Source organism: Mycolicibacterium chlorophenolicum (genome assembly GCF_001044235.1).
Lineage (GTDB): Bacteria > Actinomycetota > Actinomycetes > Mycobacteriales > Mycobacteriaceae > Mycobacterium > Mycobacterium chlorophenolicum.
Map to the genome: position 1 here is coordinate 1 of NZ_JYNL01000051.1, position 18,712 is coordinate 18,712.

The following is an 18,712-nucleotide window of genomic DNA, read 5'->3' on the forward strand; positions in this document are numbered from 1 at the left end:
CATAGAACTCGCGCCGAACCTCAGACCCGAACCGCCGCCCACTGGTCACTCAGCAACCCCTCACACCACCGGATGTTGCAGTGACCGTATGAATCCGCCCGGCTTTTTACAGCCGGGAATGCTATTCCGCGGGGCACCCCGGCCCGTTAAAAGTCGCCGGCGCAGTGACGCAGCGCGCGGATCGACTCGGCCAGCGCGCGCGACTGCGCGTCGGTGATGCCGATGTCGGCGAAGACGTCGTTGTTGAGCGTGACGGTGGCGTCCTCGACAGTGGAGCGGCCCAGCTCGGTCAGCCGCACCAGCGTGGTCCGCCCGTCGGTCGGATGTGGGATCCGCTCGACCAGCCCGTCGGCCTCCAGTCGCCGGATCGCGTGGGTGACGCTGGTGACGTGCACCTGCAGCCGGTCGGAGGCCTTGGTGATCGGCAGCGCGCCGGCGCGGCTGAACGCCAGCAGCCGCAGCAGCTCGAACCGCGAGAAGCTGAGGTCGTAGGGCCGCAACGCGTTCTCGACGCGGGCCAGCAGGATCTGATGCGCGCGCATCACCGACGTCACCGCGACCATGCCGTCGGCCACGTCGCCCCACCCGGAACGCTCCCAGTTGGCGCGCGCCGCCGCGATCGGATCCCGTCGCTCCGAACGCCTGTCCGACTCGCTGGCCACGCCTCTTCTTACCGCATCGCTGCTGCGACGGTGCGGATCACCGCCCGCGTGGACGCCCGGGAGCCGACGGTGATGCGCACGCCGCCGTCGTCGTACCGTCGGACCAGCAGCCCGGAGCCGTCGAACGCGTCGCTCCAGCGCACCGCGGCGCCGGGCAGGTACACGAAGTTCGCCTGCGCGTCGGTGGTGTAGACGCCCATCGCGCGCAGCCTCATCTGCAGCCGCCGGCGTTCCGCCGTGATGGTCCGGATCCGTTGACGCAGTTGGTTTTCCGCCTCATAGGAGGCGACGACGGCGACCAGCGCGGGCAGCGACACCCCGAACGGCAGCTGCATCGCCCACAGTGCCCGCCCCAGCGCCGGCGCGCAGAAGCCGTAGCCGACCCGCAGCCCCGCCAGCCCATAGGCTTTCGAGAACGTGCGCACCACCACGACGTTGCCGAACCGGTGCACCAGGTCGACGGCGTCGACGCGGTGTTCGGGGGCCAGGAACTCCACGTACGCCTCGTCGAGCAACACCACGGTGTCGGCGGGCACCCGGCTCAGGAACCGTTCGAGAGCGCTCACCTGCTCCACCGTGCCCGTCGGATTGTGCGGGCGGCACACCACCACCACCCGTGCGCCGACCGCGGCGTCGGCCATCGCGTCGAGGTCGTGGTGGCCGTGCCGGTCGAGCGGAACCGTCACCGGCCGCAGCCGCGCCATCCGCGCCAGGATCGGGTAGCCGTCGAACGTCGGCGTCGACATCACCAGGGTGTCGCCGGGACTGGTCAGCGCGTGCAGCACCTGCATCAGCACGCCCGTCGCCCCCTCCCCGATCACCACCTGATCGGCAGCCACCCCGAGGCGGCCCGCGATGACCGACCGAAGCCGGTGCGGCAGGAACTCCGGATAGCGGTTCAGCGAGTCCAGCGACGCCCGCACGGCGGCGCGTACCGCGGGCAGCGGTGGGAACGGACTCTCGTTGAGCGACAACGCACACGGGTTCACCGCGTCGGGAAGCACGGCCACCGCCGCGGTGTCGCGCGCGGCCATCAGGGGCGTCCGCCCCACTGCACGGCGGCCGCACCGGCGAAGTCGCCGGCGTGCGCGAAGGCCGCCATCAGCACGGTGTCCCCGGCCCGCACGCGGCCGTCGGTGACGGCCCGGTCGAGGTTCACCGGGATGCCCGCGGCGAACAGGTTGCCGCACTCGTCGAACGTGTCGACGTGTCTCGACTCGGGCACCTCGAGCGCCTCCCGCCAGTTGCGGAGGAACACCCTGTTGGGCTGGTTGCTGACGAACAGGTCGATGTCGTCGGGCGCCAGGCCGAGCCGGTCGCAGACGGCGTAGCTCACCTCGGGTACCTGGCGGTTGCCGCGGGCCAGCACCTTGGTGATCTTGGCCTCGGTGAAGCCGATGCATCCCTCACCGGGGCCGGCCTGCCACCACAGCCGTGGCGGATCGACCGCGATGGTCATGTCGCCCGCGTATTCGCCGTAGGTGCGGCATTCGACGGCGAGGATCGGCGAGGCGTCCGACCGGGTGACCAGACCGACGGCCGCGCCGTCGCCGGGCACCGCGGCCTGTGCCTTGGTCCGGATGGTGGGCTGGTCGAAGATCTGCCCCGCCGCGTTCTGCACGACCGCGATCAGGGCGGTGCGGCCCTCGCCGGCGGCGAGCAGCGTGCGGGCCAGACCCAATCCCAGCACGAACGCGGCGCACCCGCCGTTGTGCAGGTCGATCACGTGCCGCGGCTTCATCCCGAGCCGGTGGGCGATCGCCCCGCCTGCACCGTAGAACGGCATGTCCGGCAGCTGCGTGTGGGTGATCAGCACATCGGCACCGCGGACCATGTCCTCACCGTGGCGCTCGAGCAGGCCGGCGGCGGCGCGTTCGACCATGTCGGCCGCGGTGGTGCCGGGCGCAACGTGGTGGCGGTGCCGCGGCGCACGGAACATCCGGTTCTCCCGCAGTTCGTCGGTCTCCGCGAACTGCGCGTAGTACTCGGCGTCGATCGGTTCGCCGGGCAGATGCACGGACACGTCGAGCAGGCTCACGGGTTCGGTTGTGGTCACGGCGTTCTCATCTCATCCAAGCCGGCGTGACCGGCAGGCCGTTGCGGTGCCGGTGTTCGGCGATCACCTTGAGGTTCGTCAGCTCGAGCTGGTGGCCGGGCCCGAACATGTCCCAGAAGTCACCCACCCACACCGGCCTGCCTGCGGGCGCGGTCTCCGGATAGGGGTTGTGGTCGTAGAACGGGTGGTGACAGTTCGTCCACAGCACCACCGACCCGGGCTTGTCGAAGACGACCTGCGCGTCGACGACCCGCATCAGGTAGATCATCCACAGGTGCTTGCCCTGGTCCCAGGCGCAGTGGTAGTCGACGGTCATCGCCTCGGGGTGCGCGACGGTGCGGGTGTAGATCGCGCTGCCGGGACCGCCCGCACCCGCACCCAGCCGGTCGTGGGCGAGCCACAGTCCGGGCTCGTCGGTCGGGGTGAAGCCGCGCAGGCTGGACGTCCACTCCTCCAGACAGCGGGTGTCGGTGAGGTAGTCGAACAGTTCGTCGGGTGGGCAGTCGATGTAGTCGTTGACGGTGCAGTAGGTGCCGAACACCTGGTCGTGCGGGTACACCGACCGCATCCGCTCCATGATGATCGGCGTAGCCTGTTCCTTGGGGGACGTCTCGATGCGGATCAGACCGTCGATCTCGTCAAGCGTGCGCAGCGACATGCGGGGACTCCTTCTGGGTGAGAAACGCCGCGAACGGCGGGATTTCGTCGGGTGAGCATTCGACGGCGACCACCGACGGGCCGTCGGAGGCCAGGGCGGTGCGCAGGGCGGCGGGCAGATCGTGCGCCGTATCGACGTCGACGCTGGGCAGCCCGGGGAACATCGCGGCCAGCCCGGCGCCCAACCGGCTCGCGCCGAAGCGGTTCCGGCCGTCGCCGCCCCCGTAGAACAGGTGCTCGCGGGTCACGCACATCGCGTGCGCGTGATTGTCGAAGAGCAGGAACGTGATCGGCAGCCGATGGCGCAGCGCGGTGTGGATCTCCATGCCGTGCATGTAGAAGGAACCGTCGCCGGCGATCACCACGGTGCGACGGCCGCGGTGCGCCGCGCTGCCGACGGCCGCGCCGAAGCTGTAGCCCATGCCGCCCATGCCGAGGGCGACGAGGAATCTGCCGTCGGCGCGCGCGGGCAGGTGGTGGATGGCCGCCGCGCCGATGTTGCCGGCGTCGACGACGATGTCGGTGCCTGCGGGCAGGGCGGCATCGATCGCGTGCAGCGCGGTGCGGTACCGCACTCCGGGACCATCGGTCGGCGGGGGTGTCAGTTCGTTGAACGGCAACGGTTTTCGTGGAGAGCCGGATCCCCGGCGGACGGCGGCGGCGAGTGCGGGGAGGGCCGCGCGCAGGTCGTCGGCCCGGCAGTGGGTGGTCGCCACATACGGCGCGGCCGATCCGATCGACAGGGTGGGGACCGCGGCCAGGGCGTCGTCGAGGCCGGCGCGAGCCGTGACGTCCAGGCGGGTGCCGACGAGCAGGCAGGCTGCGCTGCGCCCGAGTTCGGCGGCGACGCCGGGGTGCCCCATCACGCCGGTGACCGGCGCGCCGGGGGCGACGTCCTTCGCGTCGGGCACGGTCGCAGGGTGCGCACCGAGTGCGCCGCAGAGTAGCCGCAGTTCCGCGCGGGCGTCGTCGCGGGCGACCTGCTCACCGGCGATCACGGTCACCGGCCCGTCGGCCGTGCGCAGAGCGCAGATGATGCCGGCCAGATCGGGAAGCGGTGCGCGCAGATGCCGGGGTGTCGGTAATCCGACGAGCGGCGGCAGGACGGACTGCTGAATGTCTTTGGGCAGCAACAGCACTGCGGGCCCACCGGTGGCGGCCGCGGACAATGCCTCGGCCAGTGTGCAGACGATGTCGGCGGGCCGGGTCACGCGGCGGCAGTACAGCGACACCGCGGAGAACAGCGCCTCGGCGTCGAGCGCGCCGTCGGCGCCGCTGGTGTCCTGGAAGGCGCCGCGGCCGTCCAGCCGGGTCGGGGCCTGTCCGACGAGCGCCAACACGGGCACCCGCCGGGCCAGTGATTCGCCGAGCCCCGGGACGAGGTTCAGGCAGCCGCCGCCCGACGTGGCGGCGACCACGCCGAGCCCGGCCCCGCTGCGGCTGTAGCCGTCCGCCATTGCGGCCGCGCCGAATTCGTGCTTGGCCAGGATGATGTCGATGTCCTCGCGGCCGGCCGCGGCGTCGAAGAGGTCTTCGATGTTCGCGCCGTCGACGCCGAAGAGGTGCCGGACGCCGCAGGCGGCCAACCGGTCGACGATGTCGTCGACGACGCGATACCCCTGGGCCATGCCGCACCACCTTCCTTCACCGGTGACACGACGGCAGAGGCGGTTTGGTTCAGAGCTGCTTTTCCAGCAGCACCTTTCCGTCGGAGACGGACACCATCTGCACCGCGGTGATGTCGTCGCGCTGGATCGGGGTGGTGCCGCTGGGCAGTGCGGTCGCGCCCGGCACGCCGAGCCACGTCGCGATCTGCGACCGGTTTCCGTCGCGGGTGAGCACCACCATGCCCAGATCCTTCGGCGCGGCGTCGTTGTTTCCCCACTGGCCGTAGGTGCACACCATGTCGACGCGGGTTCCCCAGCCGAAGTCGGTCAGCGCGATGCTGGCATTGATCGGGGTGGGGGCCACCTTCGTCATCTCGATCATCTGGGCGGTGTTCTGGGTGTCGGGCCGGTTCTGCAGCCCGATGATCTGCGGCCGGGCCACCAGGAGGACGCCCACGGCCAGCACCGCGGCGGCCAGCCCGATCACCGCCGAGTTCACCCACCGGTTGCGGCGTCGTCGCCAGCGCACCTTGGCCAGCACGGCGTCGCGTACCTCGGGCCGCAGCGGCGGGTCCGGTTGCTCGTCGTCGAGCGCGGTCACGTCGTCGAGGTCGAGCAGCCCCAGCAGGCCCGGCATGCCGCCGAGTTCGGCGACGGCGGTGCGGCACCGGGTGCAGTCCTCGAGGTGGCGCTCGTACTCGAGCCGTTCGTCGCTGCTCAACGCCCCCAGCACGTACGCGCCGTCCCAGGTCAGGTAGCGGTCGTCGACGGTCATCGGGTCACTCCCATCTCCTGAAGGCCCAGTCTCAGGGCACGCATGGCGTAGTGCAGTCGCGATTTCACGGTGCCCTCCGGGATGCCGAGGTCCGCGGAGATCTGTGCCGTGCTCCACCCCTGGTAGTAGGCCCGCTTGACGACGGCGCGGTGTTCGTCGGACAGCTGCGCGAGCGCGGTGCCCACCAGGATGCGGTTCAGTGCGGCGTCCACCTCGTCCGAAGAGGCGCGGTCGGCGACGTCGTCGGGCACCGGGTCCGACGCCTCGTTGCGGAAGCGGGCGCTGCGGCGTTCGTCGATGATCATGTTGCGCGCCACGGTGAACAGCCAGGCCCGCGCCGAGCGGTCCGCGTCGGCGGTGACCTCGGGGTGGCGCCACGCCCGCAGCAGGGTCTCCTGCACGACGTCTTCAGCCCTGGCGCGGTCACCGGTCAGCCGCAGCGCGTAGCGCCACAGCGCCGCGGCGTGTTCGTCGTAGAGCACGCGCATCATGGCGGCCTCCGGATCGTCCATTCCCCAACCTCCGTCTACTACACGGCGTCGGCGGCGGTCCGGTTCACTCAGAGGGTCAGAATTCTCGGTCCGTCATCGGTGACCGCGACAGTGTGTTCCCAGTGTGCGGCCCGGGAGCCGTCCGTGGTGACAACGGTCCAATCGTCGCCGAGTGTGCGCGTCTCGGTGGTGCCCAGGGTCAGCATCGGTTCGATCGCGAGCACCGAGCCGGGCGCCAGGTGCGGCCCACGCCCCGGGGCGCCCTCGTTGGGCAGGAACGGGTCCATGTGCATCTGCCGGCCGATGCCGTGCCCGCCATAGCCGGCGACGATGCCGAACGCGCGGTCGTGGCGCTTCTCGGCGGCGCGGGTGCCGTTCTCGATGGCGTGGGAGACGTCGGTGAGCCGGTTGCCGGGCACCATCGCGGCGATGCCGGCCTCCATCGATTCCCGGGTGGCCTCGGAGAGCGCCTCGTCGGCGGGGATCAGCGGGCCGACACCGAACGTGACCGCGGAGTCGCCGTGCCAGCCGTCCAGGATGGCGCCGCAGTCGATCGACACCAGGTCACCGGAGGCCAGGAGTTCGTCAGCCGACGGGATGCCGTGCACGACGCGCTCGTTGACCGACGAGCAGATGGTGGCCGGGAAGCCGTGATACCCCAGGAACGACGGGATGCCGCCACCGTCGCGGATCACCGCCTCGGCGACGGCGTCGAGCTCGAGCGTCGACACCCCCGGCGCGGCGGCTTCGCGCACCGCCCGCAGCGCCGCGGCGACCAGCGCGCCCGCGGCGGCCATCGCGTCGAGCTCCCCGGCGGTGCGCTGGGGAACGACCTTGCGGCCCCGCAGGCCGGGTAGAGAGACCATCTAGCGGCCGAGCGCCTTGAGCGCCCGGGTGAAGACCTCGTCGAGCTCGCCGACGGCGTCGACGGTCGTCAGGGTCTCGCTGTAGTAGTCCAGCAGCGGTGCGGTCTCGTCGCGGTAGACCTTGAACCGGTTGCGGATGACGTCCTCGGTGTCGTCGGCGCGGCCGCGGCCCTGGAGCCGGGACACCAGCTCCTCCTCGGGAACCCGGAACTCGAGCACGGCGTCGAGCGACAGATTGCGCTTGGCCAGCATCTGGTCCAGCGCCTCGGCCTGCTCGACCGAGCGCGGGAACCCGTCGAGGATGAACCCGGCCTTGGCGTCCTCGTCGTCGAGGCGGTCGTCCACCAGGGCGTTGGTCAGCGACGCGGGGACCAGATCTCCGGCGTCGAGGTACTTCTTGGCTTCCACCCCGAGCTCGGTGTTGTTGCTGATGTTGTAGCGGAAGAGGTCACCGGTCGATACGTGCGGCACCCCGAGCTTGTCGGCCAGCTTCTGCGCCTGCGTCCCCTTGCCCGCGCCGGGCGGTCCCAACAACACGATTCTCATTTGAGGAACCCTTCGTAGTTGCGCTGCATGAGCTGGCTTTCGATCTGCTTGATGGTGTCCAGCGCGACGCCGATCGCGATCAGCACCGCGGTACCGCCGAACGGCAGGTTCTGCACCGAACCGGTGTTGCCGATCTCCAGGAACAGGTTCGGCAGGACCGCGATGATGCCCAGGTAGATCGAGCCCGGCAGCGTGATGCGGGACAGCACGAAGCGCAGATAGTCCGCGGTGGGCTTGCCCGGCCGGATGCCCGGGATGAACCCGCCGTACTTCTTCATCTCGTCGGCGCGTTCGTCGGGGTTGAACGTGACCGAGACGTAGAAGTACGTGAAGAACACGATCAGCCCGAAGTACAGCGCGATGTAGACCGGGTCGGCCGGATTGGTCAGGTAGTCGGCGACGAACGTCTGCCACCATCCGGTGCCGGGGTTGTCGCTGGCGCTCTGGATCAGCTGGGTGATCAGGTGCGGGATGTAGATCAGCGACGACGCGAAGATCACCGGGATGACGCCGGCCTGGTTGACCTTAAGCGGCAGGTAGGTCGACGTGCCGCCGTACATGCGCCGGCCGACCATGCGCTTGGCGTACTGCACCGGGATGCGGCGCTGCCCCTGCTCGACGAACACGACGCCGACGATGATGATCAGCGCCGCGATGCAGACCAGCGTGAACACCATGCCGCCGCGGCCGTCGAGGATCGTCTTGCCCTCACTCGGGATGCGGGCGGCGATGCCGGCGAAGATCAGCAGCGACATGCCGTTGCCGACGCCGCGCTCGGTGACCAGCTCGCCCATCCACATCACCAGCGCCGAGCCCGCGGTCATCACCAGCACGATGATGATCAGGCGGAAGAGGTTCATGCCCTCGCTCTGGCCCTGGATGATGTCGAGCGTGCAGCCCTGCAGCAGCCCGCCGTTGGCGGCCAGCGCCACGATCGAGGTGGACTGCAGGATCGCCAGCGCGACCGCCAGGTAGCGGGTGTACTGCGTGAGTTTCGCCTGACCCGCCTGGCCTTCTTTACGCAGTTGCTCGAACCGTGGGATCACCACACCGAGCAGCTGCACGATGATGCTCGCCGTGATGTAGGGCATCACGCCGACGGCGAAGACGGACAGCTGCAACAGCGCGCCGCCGGAGAACAGGTTGATCAGCGAGTAGATCTGCGCGGAGTCTCCACCGCTGACCTGGGCGATGCACTGCTGCACGTTGGGGTAGTTGACCCCGGGCGACGGGACCGTGGCACCGACCCGGTAGAGGATCACGATGCCCAGCGTGAACAGGATCTTTCGCCTCAGGTCGACTGTCCGCAGGGATGAGATGAAAGCCGAGAGCACTCTTTCCTCCTGCACGGCCGGGTCGATCGCGGCGTGCTCTTTGGCTGGCGTGACCAGCGTCGGTTAAGTCTTGTGCGCGACGGCCCCGGCAGGCAACGGGCCTGCGCAGGTCACGCGATTGGAACAGTCTACGAGACTAACAGTTGCATCTTGGTTGGCCCGAATCCCGTGAGCGCAGGAATGCGAAAGCCTGCGGTCAGGTTCGAGGAGTACAGTCGCCACCGAAGCTTGGTTAACCCAGCTAAGTAATTTGATGTCCCCGAGAGGAGCAGACGATGGCACGCAGTGACAACGACACCTGGGACCTCGCGTCCAGCGTCGGCGCGACGGCCACGATGGTCGCCGCGGCGCGCGCCGTGGCGTCGCGGGCCGACGAGCCGGTGATCAACGACCCCTTCGCCGAACCCCTGGTCCGCGCGGTGGGCGTCGACTTCTTCACCAAGCTGGCCGCCGGCGAACTCACCCCGGCCGACCTCGACGCCGGCGATGGCGGCCAGTCCCCCGTCGGCATCACCCGCTTCGCCGACGGGATGGCCGCCCGTACCCGCTTCTTCGACGACTTCTTCGCCGACGCGGTGGCCGCCGGCGTCCGCCAGGCCGTCATCCTGGCCTCCGGCCTCGACGCCCGCGCCTACCGGCTGGACTGGCCGGCCGACATGGTGCTCTACGAGATCGACCAGCCCGAGGTCATCGCCTTCAAGAAGCAGACCCTGGCCGGGCTCGGCGCCCGGCCGACCACCGAGCTCCGCACCGTCGCGATCGACCTCCGCCAGGACTGGCCGGCCGCCCTGGCCGAGGCGGGCTTCGACTCGAGCCGCCCGAGCGCGTGGATCGCCGAGGGGCTGTTCGGCTACCTGCCGCCCGATGCGCAGGACCGGCTGCTGGACCAGATCGACGAGCTCAGCGCCCCGGGCAGCCGGCTGGCCGCCGAGGGCGTGCCGTCCCACCACGAAGGGGACTCCGAGGAACTGCGGGAGAAGATGAAGGAGTCCACCGATCTGTGGCGCAGCCACGGCTTCGACCTCGACTTCTCCGAACTGGTGTTCCTCGGCGAGCGTGCGGAGGTCGCCGAGTACCTGCGCGGCCACGGCTGGGCCGCCGACGGCGCGCCCACCAACGACCTGCTGGTCCGCTACGGCCTCCCGCCGATGAACCCGGACGAGGGCTTCGCCGACGTCGTCTACGTCAGCGCGGCGAAGTAGCCCCCGCCGTGGCGCGCGCCGAAGGGGACCGGTGGGATCTGGCGTCCAGTGTCGGGTCGACGGCGACGATGGTCGCCGCGGCGCGGGCCGTCGCCAGCCGGGAACCCGACCCGCTGATCGACGACCCGTACGCCGCTCCCCTGGTGCGCGCGGTCGGCATCGACTTCTTCACCAAGGTGGTCGACGGGACGCTCACGTTCGCCGACTCCGACGACTCCGGGGCAGCGCGGCTGATGACCGACGTGATGGCCGTGCGGACCCGGTTCTTCGACGACTTCTTCCTCGACGCCGCCGCGGCCGGGGTCCGGCAGGCGGTCATCCTGGCCTCGGGGCTGGACTCGCGGGCCTACCGCCTGCCCTGGCCGGACGGCGCATGCGTGTTCGAGATCGACCAGCCGCAGGTCCTCGAGTTCAAGGCCGCGGCACTGGCCGACATCGGCGCCACGCCGTCGGCGCAGCACCGGGCCGTGGCCGTCGACCTGCGCGACGACTGGCCGGCCGCCCTGCGCGCCCACGGATTCGACGAGACCGTCCCCACCGCGTGGAGCGCCGAGGGTCTGCTGGTGTACCTGCCGCCGGACGCGCAGGACCGCCTCTTCGACCACGTCACGGCGCTCTCGGCACCCGGCAGCCGACTGGCCACCGAATACCATCCCGACGCCGGCGCCTCCATCGGCGAGCGGGCCCGCGCGCTGAGCGCACAGTGGTCCGATCACGGATTCGACGTCGACGTCGCCGATCTGTTCTATCCCGGTGAGCGCACTCCCCCGGCCGACTACCTGTCCGGGCAGGGCTGGCAGGTCAGCACGCGGACCCGCCCCGAGGTCTTCGCCGGGTACGGGCGCACGTTCGGAACCGGCGACGCGCTGGCGCCGCTGCGGGACTCGTTGGCACTCACGGCGGTGAAGTCGTGAGCCGCACCGAGGGCGACACCTGGGATCTCGCCTCCAGCGTCGGGGCGACCGCGACCTCGGTGGCGGCGTCGCGGGCGTTGGCGAGCCGCGGTCCCGACCCGCTGATCGACGACCCCTACGCCGATCTGCTGGTCGAGGCCGTCGGCGTCCCCCACTTCGTCGCGGTGGCCCGCGGAGAGACCGACATCCCCGAGGAGATGCGCGAGCACATCGCCGTGCGCACCCGGTTCTTCGACGACGTGCTGACCGATGCGGCCGACGCCGGCGTGCGGCAGGTCGTGATCCTGGCCTCGGGCCTGGACACCCGGGCCTACCGGCTGCCCTGGCCGGCCGGCACACGCGTGTTCGAACTCGATCAGCCCAGCGTCATCGAGTTCAAGACCCGGGTGCTCGCCGACGCCGGGGTGACGCCCTCGGCGACCCGGGTGGCCGTCGGCGTCGACCTTCGCGATGACTGGCCGAAAGCATTGCAGGACAACGGTTTCGATGCCAAAGCACCGACCGCGTGGATCGCGGAGGGACTGCTGATCTACCTGCCGCCCGAGGCCCAGGACCGGCTGCTGGACCACATCAGCGCGCTGTCCGCACCGGGCAGCGTGCTGGCCACCGAGCACATGGACCCGAAGGCGCTCACCGGCGAATGGGCGAAACAGCTCAGCGCCCTGAGCCGCCGCCACGGCAGCGACATCGACCTGTCCGCGCTGTTCTACACCGGCCCGCGCACCGCGGCGGGTGACCATCTGAGTGAGCTCGGCTGGCGGGTGCAGGTGCTGCCCAACGCACAGGCCTACGCGGCCCACGGTTTCGACCCGCCGACCGACTCGCTGATCGCGATGGTCGGCGATTCGGGATACCTGTCAGCTCACCGGGAGTAGCACATGGCACGCAGCAGCAATGATTCGTGGGACCTGGCGTCCAGCGTCGGAACGACGGCGACGATGGTCGCCGCGGGCCGGGCGATGGCGAGCGCAGCGTCCGGCGCCCTGATCGACGATCCGTTCGCCGCGCCGCTGGTGCGGGCGGTCGGTGTCGAGTTCTTCACCATGATGATCGACGGCGAACTCGACCTGTCGGTGTTCGGCGACGCCTCCCCCGAGCGGGCCGAGGCGATGGTCAACGGAATGGCGGTGCGCACCAGGTTCTTCGACGACTGCGCGCTGGCGTCGACGGCCGCGGGCGCCCGGCAGGTGGTGATCCTGGCCTCGGGTCTGGACTCCCGCGCCTACCGTCTGCCGTGGCCGGACGGCACACGCGTGTTCGAACTCGACCAGCCCGAGGTGATCTCGTTCAAGACCTCGACACTCGCCGGGCTCGGCGCGCAGCCCACCGCGACGCGCCGAGCGATCCCGATCGACCTGCGTGACGACTGGCCGGCAGCGTTGCGCGACAACGGATTCGACCCGTCAGCCCGCACGGCCTGGCTGGCCGAGGGACTGCTGATCTACCTGCCGCCCGAGGCGCAGGACCAGCTGTTCGACCGGATCACCGCGCTGTCGGCGCCCGGATCCACGATCGCCACCGAGTGGGCGCCGGGCATCGTCGACCTCGACGCCGAGAAGGCGCGGGCCATGTCGGCGCCGCTGCGCGACCACGGCCTCGACATCGACATGCCCTCGCTGGTCTACGCCGGGCAGCGCACGCCGGTGATGGACTACCTGCGATCGATCGGCTGGCAGGTCAGCGGTACGCCGCGCGACGAACTGCTCGCCCGTTTCGCGCTGCCCACGCCCGGCGATGCCGCACCGGACGGTCCCCTCGGCGAGATCGTCTACGTGAGCGCCGAACTCAGTACCGGGACGCCCCCAGCCACAGCACGTTGACGCCGGTGAGCGACCGCTGGGACTGATCGACCACCTCGGTCAGCGAGCGAACGGCCAACGCGCTCACCATCTCCGTGACCGACGCGGCGGCAGGCTGCGAAGACGCCTTGGGCCGCAGCATGTCCCGCAGCGACGACCCGGGCAGGTGAGCGATGTGCACCTTGGTGTCCTCGTCGATCCCCGCGAGCGCCTTGGCCCGGGCGATGGCGGTGCGCAGCCCGCCGAGCTCGTCGACCAGGCCGCGCTCGAGCGCGTCGGCGCCCGTCCACACCCGGCCACGGGCCACCTGGTCGACCGCCTCGGCACTCATCCGGCGACCGTCGGCGACCCGGTGGACGAAGTCGGTGTAGAACAGGTCGGCCTCGGCCTCCACGTGCGCCTGCTGCTCCTCGGTGAACGGCGCGTTGACCGACCACGCATCGGCGTTGGCGTTGGTGCGCACGGTTCCGGAGCCGACGCCGAGCCGGTCCTTAAGGTCACGGGCGACGAGCTTGCCCGTCACGACACCGATCGACCCGGTGATGGTCGCCGGATTGGCCACGATGGCGTCGGCGGCCATCGACACGTAGTAACCGCCGGAGGCCGCGACGGCGCCCATCGACGCCACCACCGGCGTGCCACGCTCGCGCAGCCGCACCACCTCCCGCCAGATCGTCTCCGATCCGGTGACCGAGCCGCCGGGGCTGTCGACGCGCAGCACCACCGCGGCCACATCGTCGTCGGCGCCGGCCTGTCGCAGCGCCGCGGCGATCGTGTCACCGCCGGCGCTGGCGCCGCCGAACGGCGACACCGGCCGGCCCCGGCCGCTCACGATGGGCCCCGCCAGCGTGACGACGGCGATCGTCTGCTTGCCCTTGCGGCCCGGCAGCGTCGGGGTCGGCATCGAGGGCCGGCTGGTCCGCGCGTACCGGGACAGGAAGAGCCGCGGCGGTGCGTCGTCGCCGTCGGCGTCCCCGTCCCCCGCGGCGCCGGTCATGTCCGCGATCCGCGCATAGGCCTCGTCGCGGAAGCCGATCCGGTCGACCAGTCCCGCGGTCACCGCGTCCTCGCGCAGCAGGGGCGCACGGTCAGCGAGCCCGTCGATCGCGGCGGGATCGATCTTCCGTGCCGCCGCCACCGCCTCCCACACCTGGGAGCGCAGGCTGTTCACCAGCGCCGTGTCGGCCTCGCGGTGCGCCTCGGTGTAGCCGTCCTGGGTGAACAGGTTCGCCGCGGACTTGTATTCGCCTCGGGCGGTGAACTGCGCCTCGACACCGAGCTTGTCGAGGGCGTCGCGCAGGAACAGCGCGCTCGTGGCGAAGCCGACCAGCCCGACCGTGCCCGACGGCTGCATCCACACCTCGCCGAACGCCGAGGCGAGGTAGTACGACAGCGTGCCGGGGTAGGTCTCGGCCCAGGCCAGCGACGGCTTGCGTTCGGTGAACGCGGCGATCGCCGCGCGCAGTTCCTGCACCGGTCCCGGCGGGGCGGCATCGAGCTGGACCCGCGCGATCAAGCCGGCGACCCGGGGATCCTCGGCGGCCCGGTGGATGGCGGCGATGGTCTCACGCAGCAGCAGCGGGCGGCTGGCTCCGAGGATCCCGGAAACCACGGCGACCGGGTCGAAACCGGCGGTCTCCGGGGGCATCTGCTGCAGATCGATCTCCAGGATGCAGCCGGCGGGCACCCCTTGGTGACGGGCGGTGTCGACCTTGCGGGCCAGCTCGCGGAAGTCATCCGGGCCGGGCAGGAATCCGGGCACGCCGGAGAGCACAGAGATCATGGCACCGAGCGTACCGACGCCCGGGTGGGGGTCAGCGCCCGACGAAGCGCGCGTGCTGCGGGCAGTAGGCCTGTACCGACGCCTTGAGCAGTCCGCCGGCCTGGGCGCGATCGAGGCCCCGGCTCGTCAACGTGGTGAGCACGCCGCGCACGGCGGGCACCGGGTTGACGGAGTTGCTCGACAGCGATGTGGTCAGCATCTCGCACACCTGCTTGCCGACCTGCGGAAGATCGGTGTCCGGCGCGAAGGGGATGTTCATCTTGCCGACGGTGTCGGTGAACCACTGATCGGCCGTCTGCGCCTGCGCCGGTGCTGCCATACCGAGGGCGATCCCGGTGGCGACAATCGCCGTGACCACGGTGCGCCGGTGATTCATCGAGACTGCTCCTTGTTCTCCCCCGTCGGTGGGTCATCGCCCGGGACGGCTCCGACGTTACCGGCCACCAACCAAAAACCCCCGCCGGAGCGGGGGTTCTCAGCTGTGGAACGACTTACAGTTCGGTGGCGGTGCCGCCCGCGGCGGTGATCGCCTCGCGGGCGCTGCCGCTGAACTTGTGCGCGGTGACGTCGACCTTGGCCGACAGCTTGCCGTCGCCCAGGACCTTCACCAGAACGTTCTTGCGCACCAGCCCCTTGGCCACCAGCTCGTCGACGCCGACGGTGCCGCCCTCGGGGAACGCCTTGCCGAGGTCGCCGATGTTGACGACGCCGTACTCGGTGCGGAACCGGTTGCGGAAGCCCTTCAGCTTGGGCAGCCGCATGTGGATCGGCATCTGGCCGCCCTCGAAGCCCACCGGGACGTTCTTGCGGGCGCCGGTGCCCTTGGTGCCGCGACCGGCGGTCTTGCCCTTGGAGCCCTCACCGCGACCCACGCGGGTCTTGGGGGTCTTCTCGCCGGGAGCCGGCTTGAGATCGTGCAGCTTGATGGGTGCCATGTCGCTATACCTCCTCGACCGTGACGAGGTGGTGCACGGTCTTGATCAGTCCGCGGGTCTGCGAGTTGTCCTCGCGCACCACGGACTGGCGGATCTTGCGCAACCCGAGCGTGCGCAGGGTCTCGCGCTGCTTCCAGCGCGCACCGATGGTGCTGCGCACCTGGGTGATCTTGAGCTCTGCCATGTTCTTTACGCCGTTCCCTCACGCGCGGCGCCGGCGGCCAGGGCCTCAGCCTCACGACGGGCCTTGAGCATGCCGGCGGGCGCTACATCTTCGATCGGCAGACCGCGGCGGGCCGCGACCTCTTCGGGGCGCTGCAACAGCTTCAGCGCGGCGACGGTGGCGTGCACCACGTTGATCGCGTTGTCACTGCCCAGCGACTTGGCCAGCACGTCGTGCACGCCGGCGCACTCCAGCACCGCGCGGCAGGCGCCGCCGGCGATGACACCGGTACCGGGGCTGGCCGGGCGCAGCATGACCACACCGGCCGCGGCCTCACCCTGGACCGGGTGGGTCACGGTGCCGCCGATCAGCGGAACCCGGAAGAAGTTCTTGCGTGCTTCCTCGACGCCCTTGGCGATCGCGGCGGGCACCTCTTTGGCCTTGCCGTAGCCGACGCCGACCATGCCCTTACCGTCGCCGACGATCACCAGCGCGGTGAAGCTGAACCGGCGACCGCCCTTGACCACCTTGGAGACGCGGTTGATCGCGACGACGCGCTCCAGGTAGTTGCTCTTCTCGCGGTCGTCACGTCCGCCCCGGCCGCCGCGGTCGTCACGGCGGCCACGGCCACCGCGATCGTCGCGGCCACCGCGATTGTCCTGCGCCGAACCGGCGCCAGCCTGCTCGGCCATCATGCAGTCCTCTCGTTGACAGTCATCAGAACTTCAGCCCACTCTCGCGTGCCGCGTCGGCCAGCGCCGCGATCCGTCCGCCGTAGGTGTACCCACCGCGGTCGAACACGACCTCGTCGATGCCGGCGGCCTTGGCGCGCTCGGCGATCAGCTGACCCACCCGCGCGCTGGCGGCTTTCTTGTCGCCCTCCACGGCCCGCACGTCGGCCTCGATCGAGGAGGCCGCGGCCAGCGTGGCGCCCTCGAGGTCGTCGACCAGCTGCACGTGGATGTGCCGCGCGGAGCGGTTGACCACCAGGCGCGGACGCTCGGCCGTACCGGAGACCTTCTTGCGCAGGCGCGCATGCCGGCGCAGCCGCGAGGTACGTCGCGTCTCGGAGATGTTCTTGCCGACCGGGGTGTGCCCGGCGTTCTCTTTGGTGTTCGTGGCCATCTGCTACTTACCCGTCTTTCCGACCTTGCGACGGATCTGCTCGCCTTCGTAGCGGATTCCCTTGCCCTTGTAGGGATCGCTCTTCCGCAGGCGGCGGATGTTGGCCGCAATCTGGCCGACCTTTTGCTTGTCGATACCGGAGATCGAGAACTTGGTGGGCGTCTCGACCGCGAAGGTGACACCCTCCGGAGCGGTGATCAGCACCGGGTGGCTGTAGCCGAGCGCGAACTCGAGGTCGTTGCCCTTGGCCACCACGCGGTAGCCGACGCCGAAGATCTCCATCTTGGTGGTGTAGCCCTGGGTCACACCGTCGACCAGGTTGGCGATCAGTGTGCGGGACAGCCCGTGCAGCGAGCGGTTACGCCGCTCGTCGTTGGGGCGGGTCACCACGATGGCGCCGTCGTCGTCGCGCGAGACCTCGATCGGCTCGGCGACATCGAGGGTCAGCGTGCCCTTGGGGCCTTTGACGGCCACATTGCGTCCGTCGATCGTGACATCGACCCCGGCAGGAACCGGGACCGGCTGCTTTCCAATGCGAGACATGTCTTATCTACCCCTCACCACACGTACGCGAGGACTTCGCCGCCGACACCCTCGCGGGAAGCCTGGCGGTCGGTCCTCAAGCCGGACGACGTAGAAATGATCGCCACGCCCAGCCCGCCGAGAACGCGGGGCAGGTTGGTGGACTTCGCGTACACCCGCAGACCGGGCTTGCTCACGCGGCGCAGGCCGGCGATGCTTCGCTCCCGGCTGGGGCCGTACTTGAGCTGCACGACGAGGGACTTGCCGACGCGGGCGTCCTCGGTGCGGTAGTCGGTGATGTAGCCCTCCGACTTCAGGATCTCGGCGATGTTGGCCTTGATCTTGCTGTGGGGCAGGGTCACTTCGTCGTGGTACGCCGAGTTGGCGTTGCGCAGACGTGTCAAGAAGTCTGCGATCGGATCCGTCATGGTCATGACAGCCGGTTCACCTTTCTCGCGGCGGTTCCCCGAACGGGGCCTGCCGCAACTGTTTTAGTAGTGGTTGGCTGGCTTACCAGCTGGACTTCTGCACACCGGGCAGCTCGCCGGCGTGCGCCATTTCGCGAAGGCAGATGCGGCACAGGCCGAACTTGCGGAACACCGCGTGCGGACGGCCGCAGCGGTTGCAGCGCGTGTAGCCCCGCACCTTGAACTTCGGCTTCTTGTTGGCCTTGTTGACCAGAGCCTTCTTTGCCATTGCTCAGTTCTCCTTGAACGGAAAGCCCAGCGCCCGCAACAGCGCTCGTCCTTCGTCGTCGTTGGTCGCCGTGGTGACGACGGTGATGTCCATGCCGCGCGGACGGTCGATGCTGTCCACGTCGATCTCGTGGAACACCGACTGCTCCGTCAGCCCGAAGGTGTAGTTGCCGGTGCCGTCGAACTGCTTGCCGTTCAGACCGCGGAAGTCGCGGATACGGGGCAGCGAGATCGAGATCAGGCGATCCAGGAACTCCCACATCCGGTCGCCGCGCAGCGTCACGCGGGCGCCGATCGGCATGCCCTCGCGAAGCTTGAACTGCGCGATCGACTTACGGGCCCGGCGGATCTCGGGCTTCTGGCCGGTGATCAGGGCGAGGTCGTTGACCGCCCCGTTGATCAGCTTCGCGTCGCGGGCGGCGTCGCCGACACCCATGTTGACGACGACCTTGACCACACCTGGGATCTGCATCACGTTGGCGTAGCCGAACTCCTTCTGCAGGGCGTCGCGGATCTCTTCGCGGTAGCGCTGCTTCAGGCGGGGCAGGGTCTTCACACTGCTTTCGGTGGTAGTCATCGT

Annotated in this window: 24 protein-coding genes; 4 read left to right on the forward strand and 20 right to left on the reverse strand. The window is 70.0% G+C overall.

Going from position 1 to position 18,712, the window contains the following annotated elements; translation table 11 throughout:
* Positions 1–146: 146 nt before the first annotated feature.
* From MCHLDSM_RS19620 to secY, 10 genes are read right to left on the reverse strand one after another with little or no spacing between them, the layout of a single operon-like run.
* Positions 147–662: a MarR family transcriptional regulator gene (locus MCHLDSM_RS19620; RefSeq protein WP_048471620.1), complete on the reverse strand. Its 516-nt coding sequence runs from the start codon at positions 660–662 to the stop codon at positions 147–149.
* 8 nt (positions 663–670) lie between these two features.
* Positions 671–1,696 carry a pyridoxal phosphate-dependent aminotransferase gene (locus tag MCHLDSM_RS19625; protein WP_048471734.1) on the reverse strand — a complete coding sequence of 342 codons (1,026 nt, stop codon included), beginning with the start codon at positions 1,694–1,696 and terminating at the stop codon, positions 671–673.
* Positions 1,696–2,718 carry a 3-oxoacyl-ACP synthase III family protein gene (locus MCHLDSM_RS19630; RefSeq protein WP_048471621.1) on the reverse strand — a complete coding sequence of 341 codons (1,023 nt, stop codon included), beginning with the start codon at positions 2,716–2,718 and terminating at the stop codon, positions 1,696–1,698. Before MCHLDSM_RS19630 ends, MCHLDSM_RS19625 begins: the two co-directional genes overlap by 1 nt.
* Before the next feature lie 7 nt (positions 2,719–2,725).
* Positions 2,726–3,376 carry a hypothetical protein gene (locus MCHLDSM_RS19635; protein WP_048471622.1) on the reverse strand — a complete coding sequence of 217 codons (651 nt, stop codon included), beginning with the start codon at positions 3,374–3,376 and terminating at the stop codon, positions 2,726–2,728.
* Complete coding sequence (locus MCHLDSM_RS19640) at positions 3,357–5,003, reverse strand: thiamine pyrophosphate-binding protein (RefSeq protein ID WP_048471623.1); 1,647 nt, start codon at positions 5,001–5,003, stop codon at positions 3,357–3,359. The genes MCHLDSM_RS19635 and MCHLDSM_RS19640 overlap by 20 nt, the downstream gene beginning before the upstream one ends.
* A 49-nt stretch (positions 5,004–5,052) precedes the next feature.
* On the reverse strand, positions 5,053–5,757 hold the full coding sequence (locus tag MCHLDSM_RS19645) for a zf-HC2 domain-containing protein (protein WP_048471624.1): 705 nt from the start codon (positions 5,755–5,757) through the stop codon (positions 5,053–5,055).
* Complete coding sequence (locus tag MCHLDSM_RS19650) at positions 5,754–6,269, reverse strand: sigma-70 family RNA polymerase sigma factor (RefSeq protein WP_048471625.1); 516 nt, start codon at positions 6,267–6,269, stop codon at positions 5,754–5,756. Before MCHLDSM_RS19650 ends, MCHLDSM_RS19645 begins: the two co-directional genes overlap by 4 nt.
* Positions 6,270–6,316: 47 nt before the next feature.
* On the reverse strand, positions 6,317–7,114 hold the full coding sequence (map, locus tag MCHLDSM_RS19655) for a type I methionyl aminopeptidase (RefSeq protein ID WP_048471626.1): 798 nt from the start codon (positions 7,112–7,114) through the stop codon (positions 6,317–6,319).
* Entirely contained in the window at positions 7,115–7,660 is a 546-nt protein-coding gene (locus tag MCHLDSM_RS19660; RefSeq protein WP_048419612.1) for an adenylate kinase, read from the reverse strand.
* Positions 7,657–8,994, reverse strand: a complete 1,338-nt coding sequence (gene secY, locus MCHLDSM_RS19665) for a preprotein translocase subunit SecY (RefSeq protein ID WP_048471627.1) — start codon at positions 8,992–8,994, stop codon at positions 7,657–7,659. Before secY ends, MCHLDSM_RS19660 begins: the two co-directional genes overlap by 4 nt.
* A 275-nt stretch (positions 8,995–9,269) precedes the next feature.
* Between secY and MCHLDSM_RS19670 the strand changes: the two genes are divergently transcribed.
* From MCHLDSM_RS19670 to MCHLDSM_RS19685, 4 genes are read left to right on the forward strand one after another with little or no spacing between them, the layout of a single operon-like run.
* Entirely contained in the window at positions 9,270–10,196 is a 927-nt protein-coding gene (locus MCHLDSM_RS19670) for a class I SAM-dependent methyltransferase (RefSeq protein WP_048471628.1), read from the forward strand.
* 8 nt (positions 10,197–10,204) lie between these two features.
* Positions 10,205–11,110 (forward strand): class I SAM-dependent methyltransferase, encoded by a 906-nt coding sequence (locus tag MCHLDSM_RS19675; protein ID WP_048471629.1) that lies wholly within the window; start codon positions 10,205–10,207, stop codon positions 11,108–11,110.
* On the forward strand, positions 11,107–11,985 hold the full coding sequence (locus MCHLDSM_RS19680) for a class I SAM-dependent methyltransferase (protein WP_048471630.1): 879 nt from the start codon (positions 11,107–11,109) through the stop codon (positions 11,983–11,985). The genes MCHLDSM_RS19675 and MCHLDSM_RS19680 overlap by 4 nt, the downstream gene beginning before the upstream one ends.
* Positions 11,986–11,988: 3 nt before the next feature.
* The gene (locus tag MCHLDSM_RS19685) at positions 11,989–12,930 is read left to right on the forward strand and encodes a class I SAM-dependent methyltransferase (protein WP_048471631.1); all 942 of its coding nucleotides are present in this window, start codon (positions 11,989–11,991) and stop codon (positions 12,928–12,930) included.
* On the opposite strand, the gene sppA is transcribed toward MCHLDSM_RS19685, so the two are convergent.
* The 10 genes from sppA to rplE form a co-directional block, all read right to left on the reverse strand.
* Positions 12,896–14,692, reverse strand: a complete 1,797-nt coding sequence (gene sppA / locus MCHLDSM_RS19690; RefSeq protein ID WP_048471632.1) for a signal peptide peptidase SppA — start codon at positions 14,690–14,692, stop codon at positions 12,896–12,898. The genes MCHLDSM_RS19685 and sppA overlap by 35 nt on opposite strands.
* A gap of 31 nt (positions 14,693–14,723) precedes the next feature.
* Complete coding sequence (locus MCHLDSM_RS19695) at positions 14,724–15,068, reverse strand: DUF732 domain-containing protein (RefSeq protein ID WP_048419619.1); 345 nt, start codon at positions 15,066–15,068, stop codon at positions 14,724–14,726.
* A gap of 115 nt (positions 15,069–15,183) precedes the next feature.
* Positions 15,184–15,627, reverse strand: coding sequence for a 50S ribosomal protein L15 (gene rplO, locus MCHLDSM_RS19700; protein WP_048471633.1), 444 nt, complete (start codon positions 15,625–15,627; stop codon positions 15,184–15,186).
* 4 nt (positions 15,628–15,631) lie between these two features.
* On the reverse strand, positions 15,632–15,811 hold the full coding sequence (rpmD, locus tag MCHLDSM_RS19705; protein ID WP_048419621.1) for a 50S ribosomal protein L30: 180 nt from the start codon (positions 15,809–15,811) through the stop codon (positions 15,632–15,634).
* 5 nt (positions 15,812–15,816) lie between these two features.
* Positions 15,817–16,482 carry a 30S ribosomal protein S5 gene (gene rpsE / locus MCHLDSM_RS19710; RefSeq protein ID WP_082168989.1) on the reverse strand — a complete coding sequence of 222 codons (666 nt, stop codon included), beginning with the start codon at positions 16,480–16,482 and terminating at the stop codon, positions 15,817–15,819.
* A gap of 25 nt (positions 16,483–16,507) precedes the next feature.
* Entirely contained in the window at positions 16,508–16,915 is a 408-nt protein-coding gene (gene rplR / locus MCHLDSM_RS19715) for a 50S ribosomal protein L18 (protein WP_048471635.1), read from the reverse strand.
* A gap of 3 nt (positions 16,916–16,918) precedes the next feature.
* On the reverse strand, positions 16,919–17,458 hold the full coding sequence (gene rplF / locus MCHLDSM_RS19720) for a 50S ribosomal protein L6 (protein WP_043405801.1): 540 nt from the start codon (positions 17,456–17,458) through the stop codon (positions 16,919–16,921).
* A gap of 14 nt (positions 17,459–17,472) precedes the next feature.
* Complete coding sequence (gene rpsH / locus MCHLDSM_RS19725) at positions 17,473–17,871, reverse strand: 30S ribosomal protein S8 (protein ID WP_048419623.1); 399 nt, start codon at positions 17,869–17,871, stop codon at positions 17,473–17,475.
* A gap of 76 nt (positions 17,872–17,947) precedes the next feature.
* A complete protein-coding gene (locus tag MCHLDSM_RS19730; RefSeq protein ID WP_011778599.1) occupies positions 17,948–18,133 on the reverse strand; it encodes a type Z 30S ribosomal protein S14 in 186 nt (61 codons plus the stop codon).
* 3 nt (positions 18,134–18,136) lie between these two features.
* Positions 18,137–18,709: a 50S ribosomal protein L5 gene (rplE, locus tag MCHLDSM_RS19735; protein WP_048471636.1), complete on the reverse strand. Its 573-nt coding sequence runs from the start codon at positions 18,707–18,709 to the stop codon at positions 18,137–18,139.
* Positions 18,710–18,712: the final 3 nt, after the last annotated feature.

Coding starts and splice junctions, on each gene's coding strand:
- rplF (WP_043405801.1), bottom strand. CDS start 17,458: ATGTCTCGCATTGGAAAGCAGCCGGTCCCGGTTCCTGCCGGGGTCGAT.
- rplR (WP_048471635.1), bottom strand. CDS start 16,915: ATGGCCACGAACACCAAAGAGAACGCCGGGCACACCCCGGTCGGCAAG.
- MCHLDSM_RS19645 (WP_048471624.1), bottom strand. CDS start 5,757: ATGACCGTCGACGACCGCTACCTGACCTGGGACGGCGCGTACGTGCTG.
- rpsE (WP_082168989.1), bottom strand. CDS start 16,482: ATGGCCGAGCAGGCTGGCGCCGGTTCGGCGCAGGACAATCGCGGTGGC.
- sppA (WP_048471632.1), bottom strand. CDS start 14,692: ATGATCTCTGTGCTCTCCGGCGTGCCCGGATTCCTGCCCGGCCCGGAT.
- MCHLDSM_RS19635 (WP_048471622.1), bottom strand. CDS start 3,376: ATGTCGCTGCGCACGCTTGACGAGATCGACGGTCTGATCCGCATCGAG.
- rpmD (WP_048419621.1), bottom strand. CDS start 15,811: ATGGCAGAGCTCAAGATCACCCAGGTGCGCAGCACCATCGGTGCGCGC.
- MCHLDSM_RS19670 (WP_048471628.1), top strand. CDS start 9,270: ATGGCACGCAGTGACAACGACACCTGGGACCTCGCGTCCAGCGTCGGC.
- MCHLDSM_RS19685 (WP_048471631.1), top strand. CDS start 11,989: ATGGCACGCAGCAGCAATGATTCGTGGGACCTGGCGTCCAGCGTCGGA.
- MCHLDSM_RS19650 (WP_048471625.1), bottom strand. CDS start 6,269: ATGGACGATCCGGAGGCCGCCATGATGCGCGTGCTCTACGACGAACAC.
- MCHLDSM_RS19640 (WP_048471623.1), bottom strand. CDS start 5,003: ATGGCCCAGGGGTATCGCGTCGTCGACGACATCGTCGACCGGTTGGCC.
- rpsH (WP_048419623.1), bottom strand. CDS start 17,871: ATGACCATGACGGATCCGATCGCAGACTTCTTGACACGTCTGCGCAAC.
- MCHLDSM_RS19660 (WP_048419612.1), bottom strand. CDS start 7,660: ATGAGAATCGTGTTGTTGGGACCGCCCGGCGCGGGCAAGGGGACGCAG.
- rplE (WP_048471636.1), bottom strand. CDS start 18,709: ATGACTACCACCGAAAGCAGTGTGAAGACCCTGCCCCGCCTGAAGCAG.
- rplO (WP_048471633.1), bottom strand. CDS start 15,627: ATGGCACCCATCAAGCTGCACGATCTCAAGCCGGCTCCCGGCGAGAAG.
- MCHLDSM_RS19625 (WP_048471734.1), bottom strand. CDS start 1,696: ATGGCCGCGCGCGACACCGCGGCGGTGGCCGTGCTTCCCGACGCGGTG.
- MCHLDSM_RS19695 (WP_048419619.1), bottom strand. CDS start 15,068: ATGAATCACCGGCGCACCGTGGTCACGGCGATTGTCGCCACCGGGATC.
- map (WP_048471626.1), bottom strand. CDS start 7,114: ATGGTCTCTCTACCCGGCCTGCGGGGCCGCAAGGTCGTTCCCCAGCGC.
- MCHLDSM_RS19730 (WP_011778599.1), bottom strand. CDS start 18,133: ATGGCAAAGAAGGCTCTGGTCAACAAGGCCAACAAGAAGCCGAAGTTC.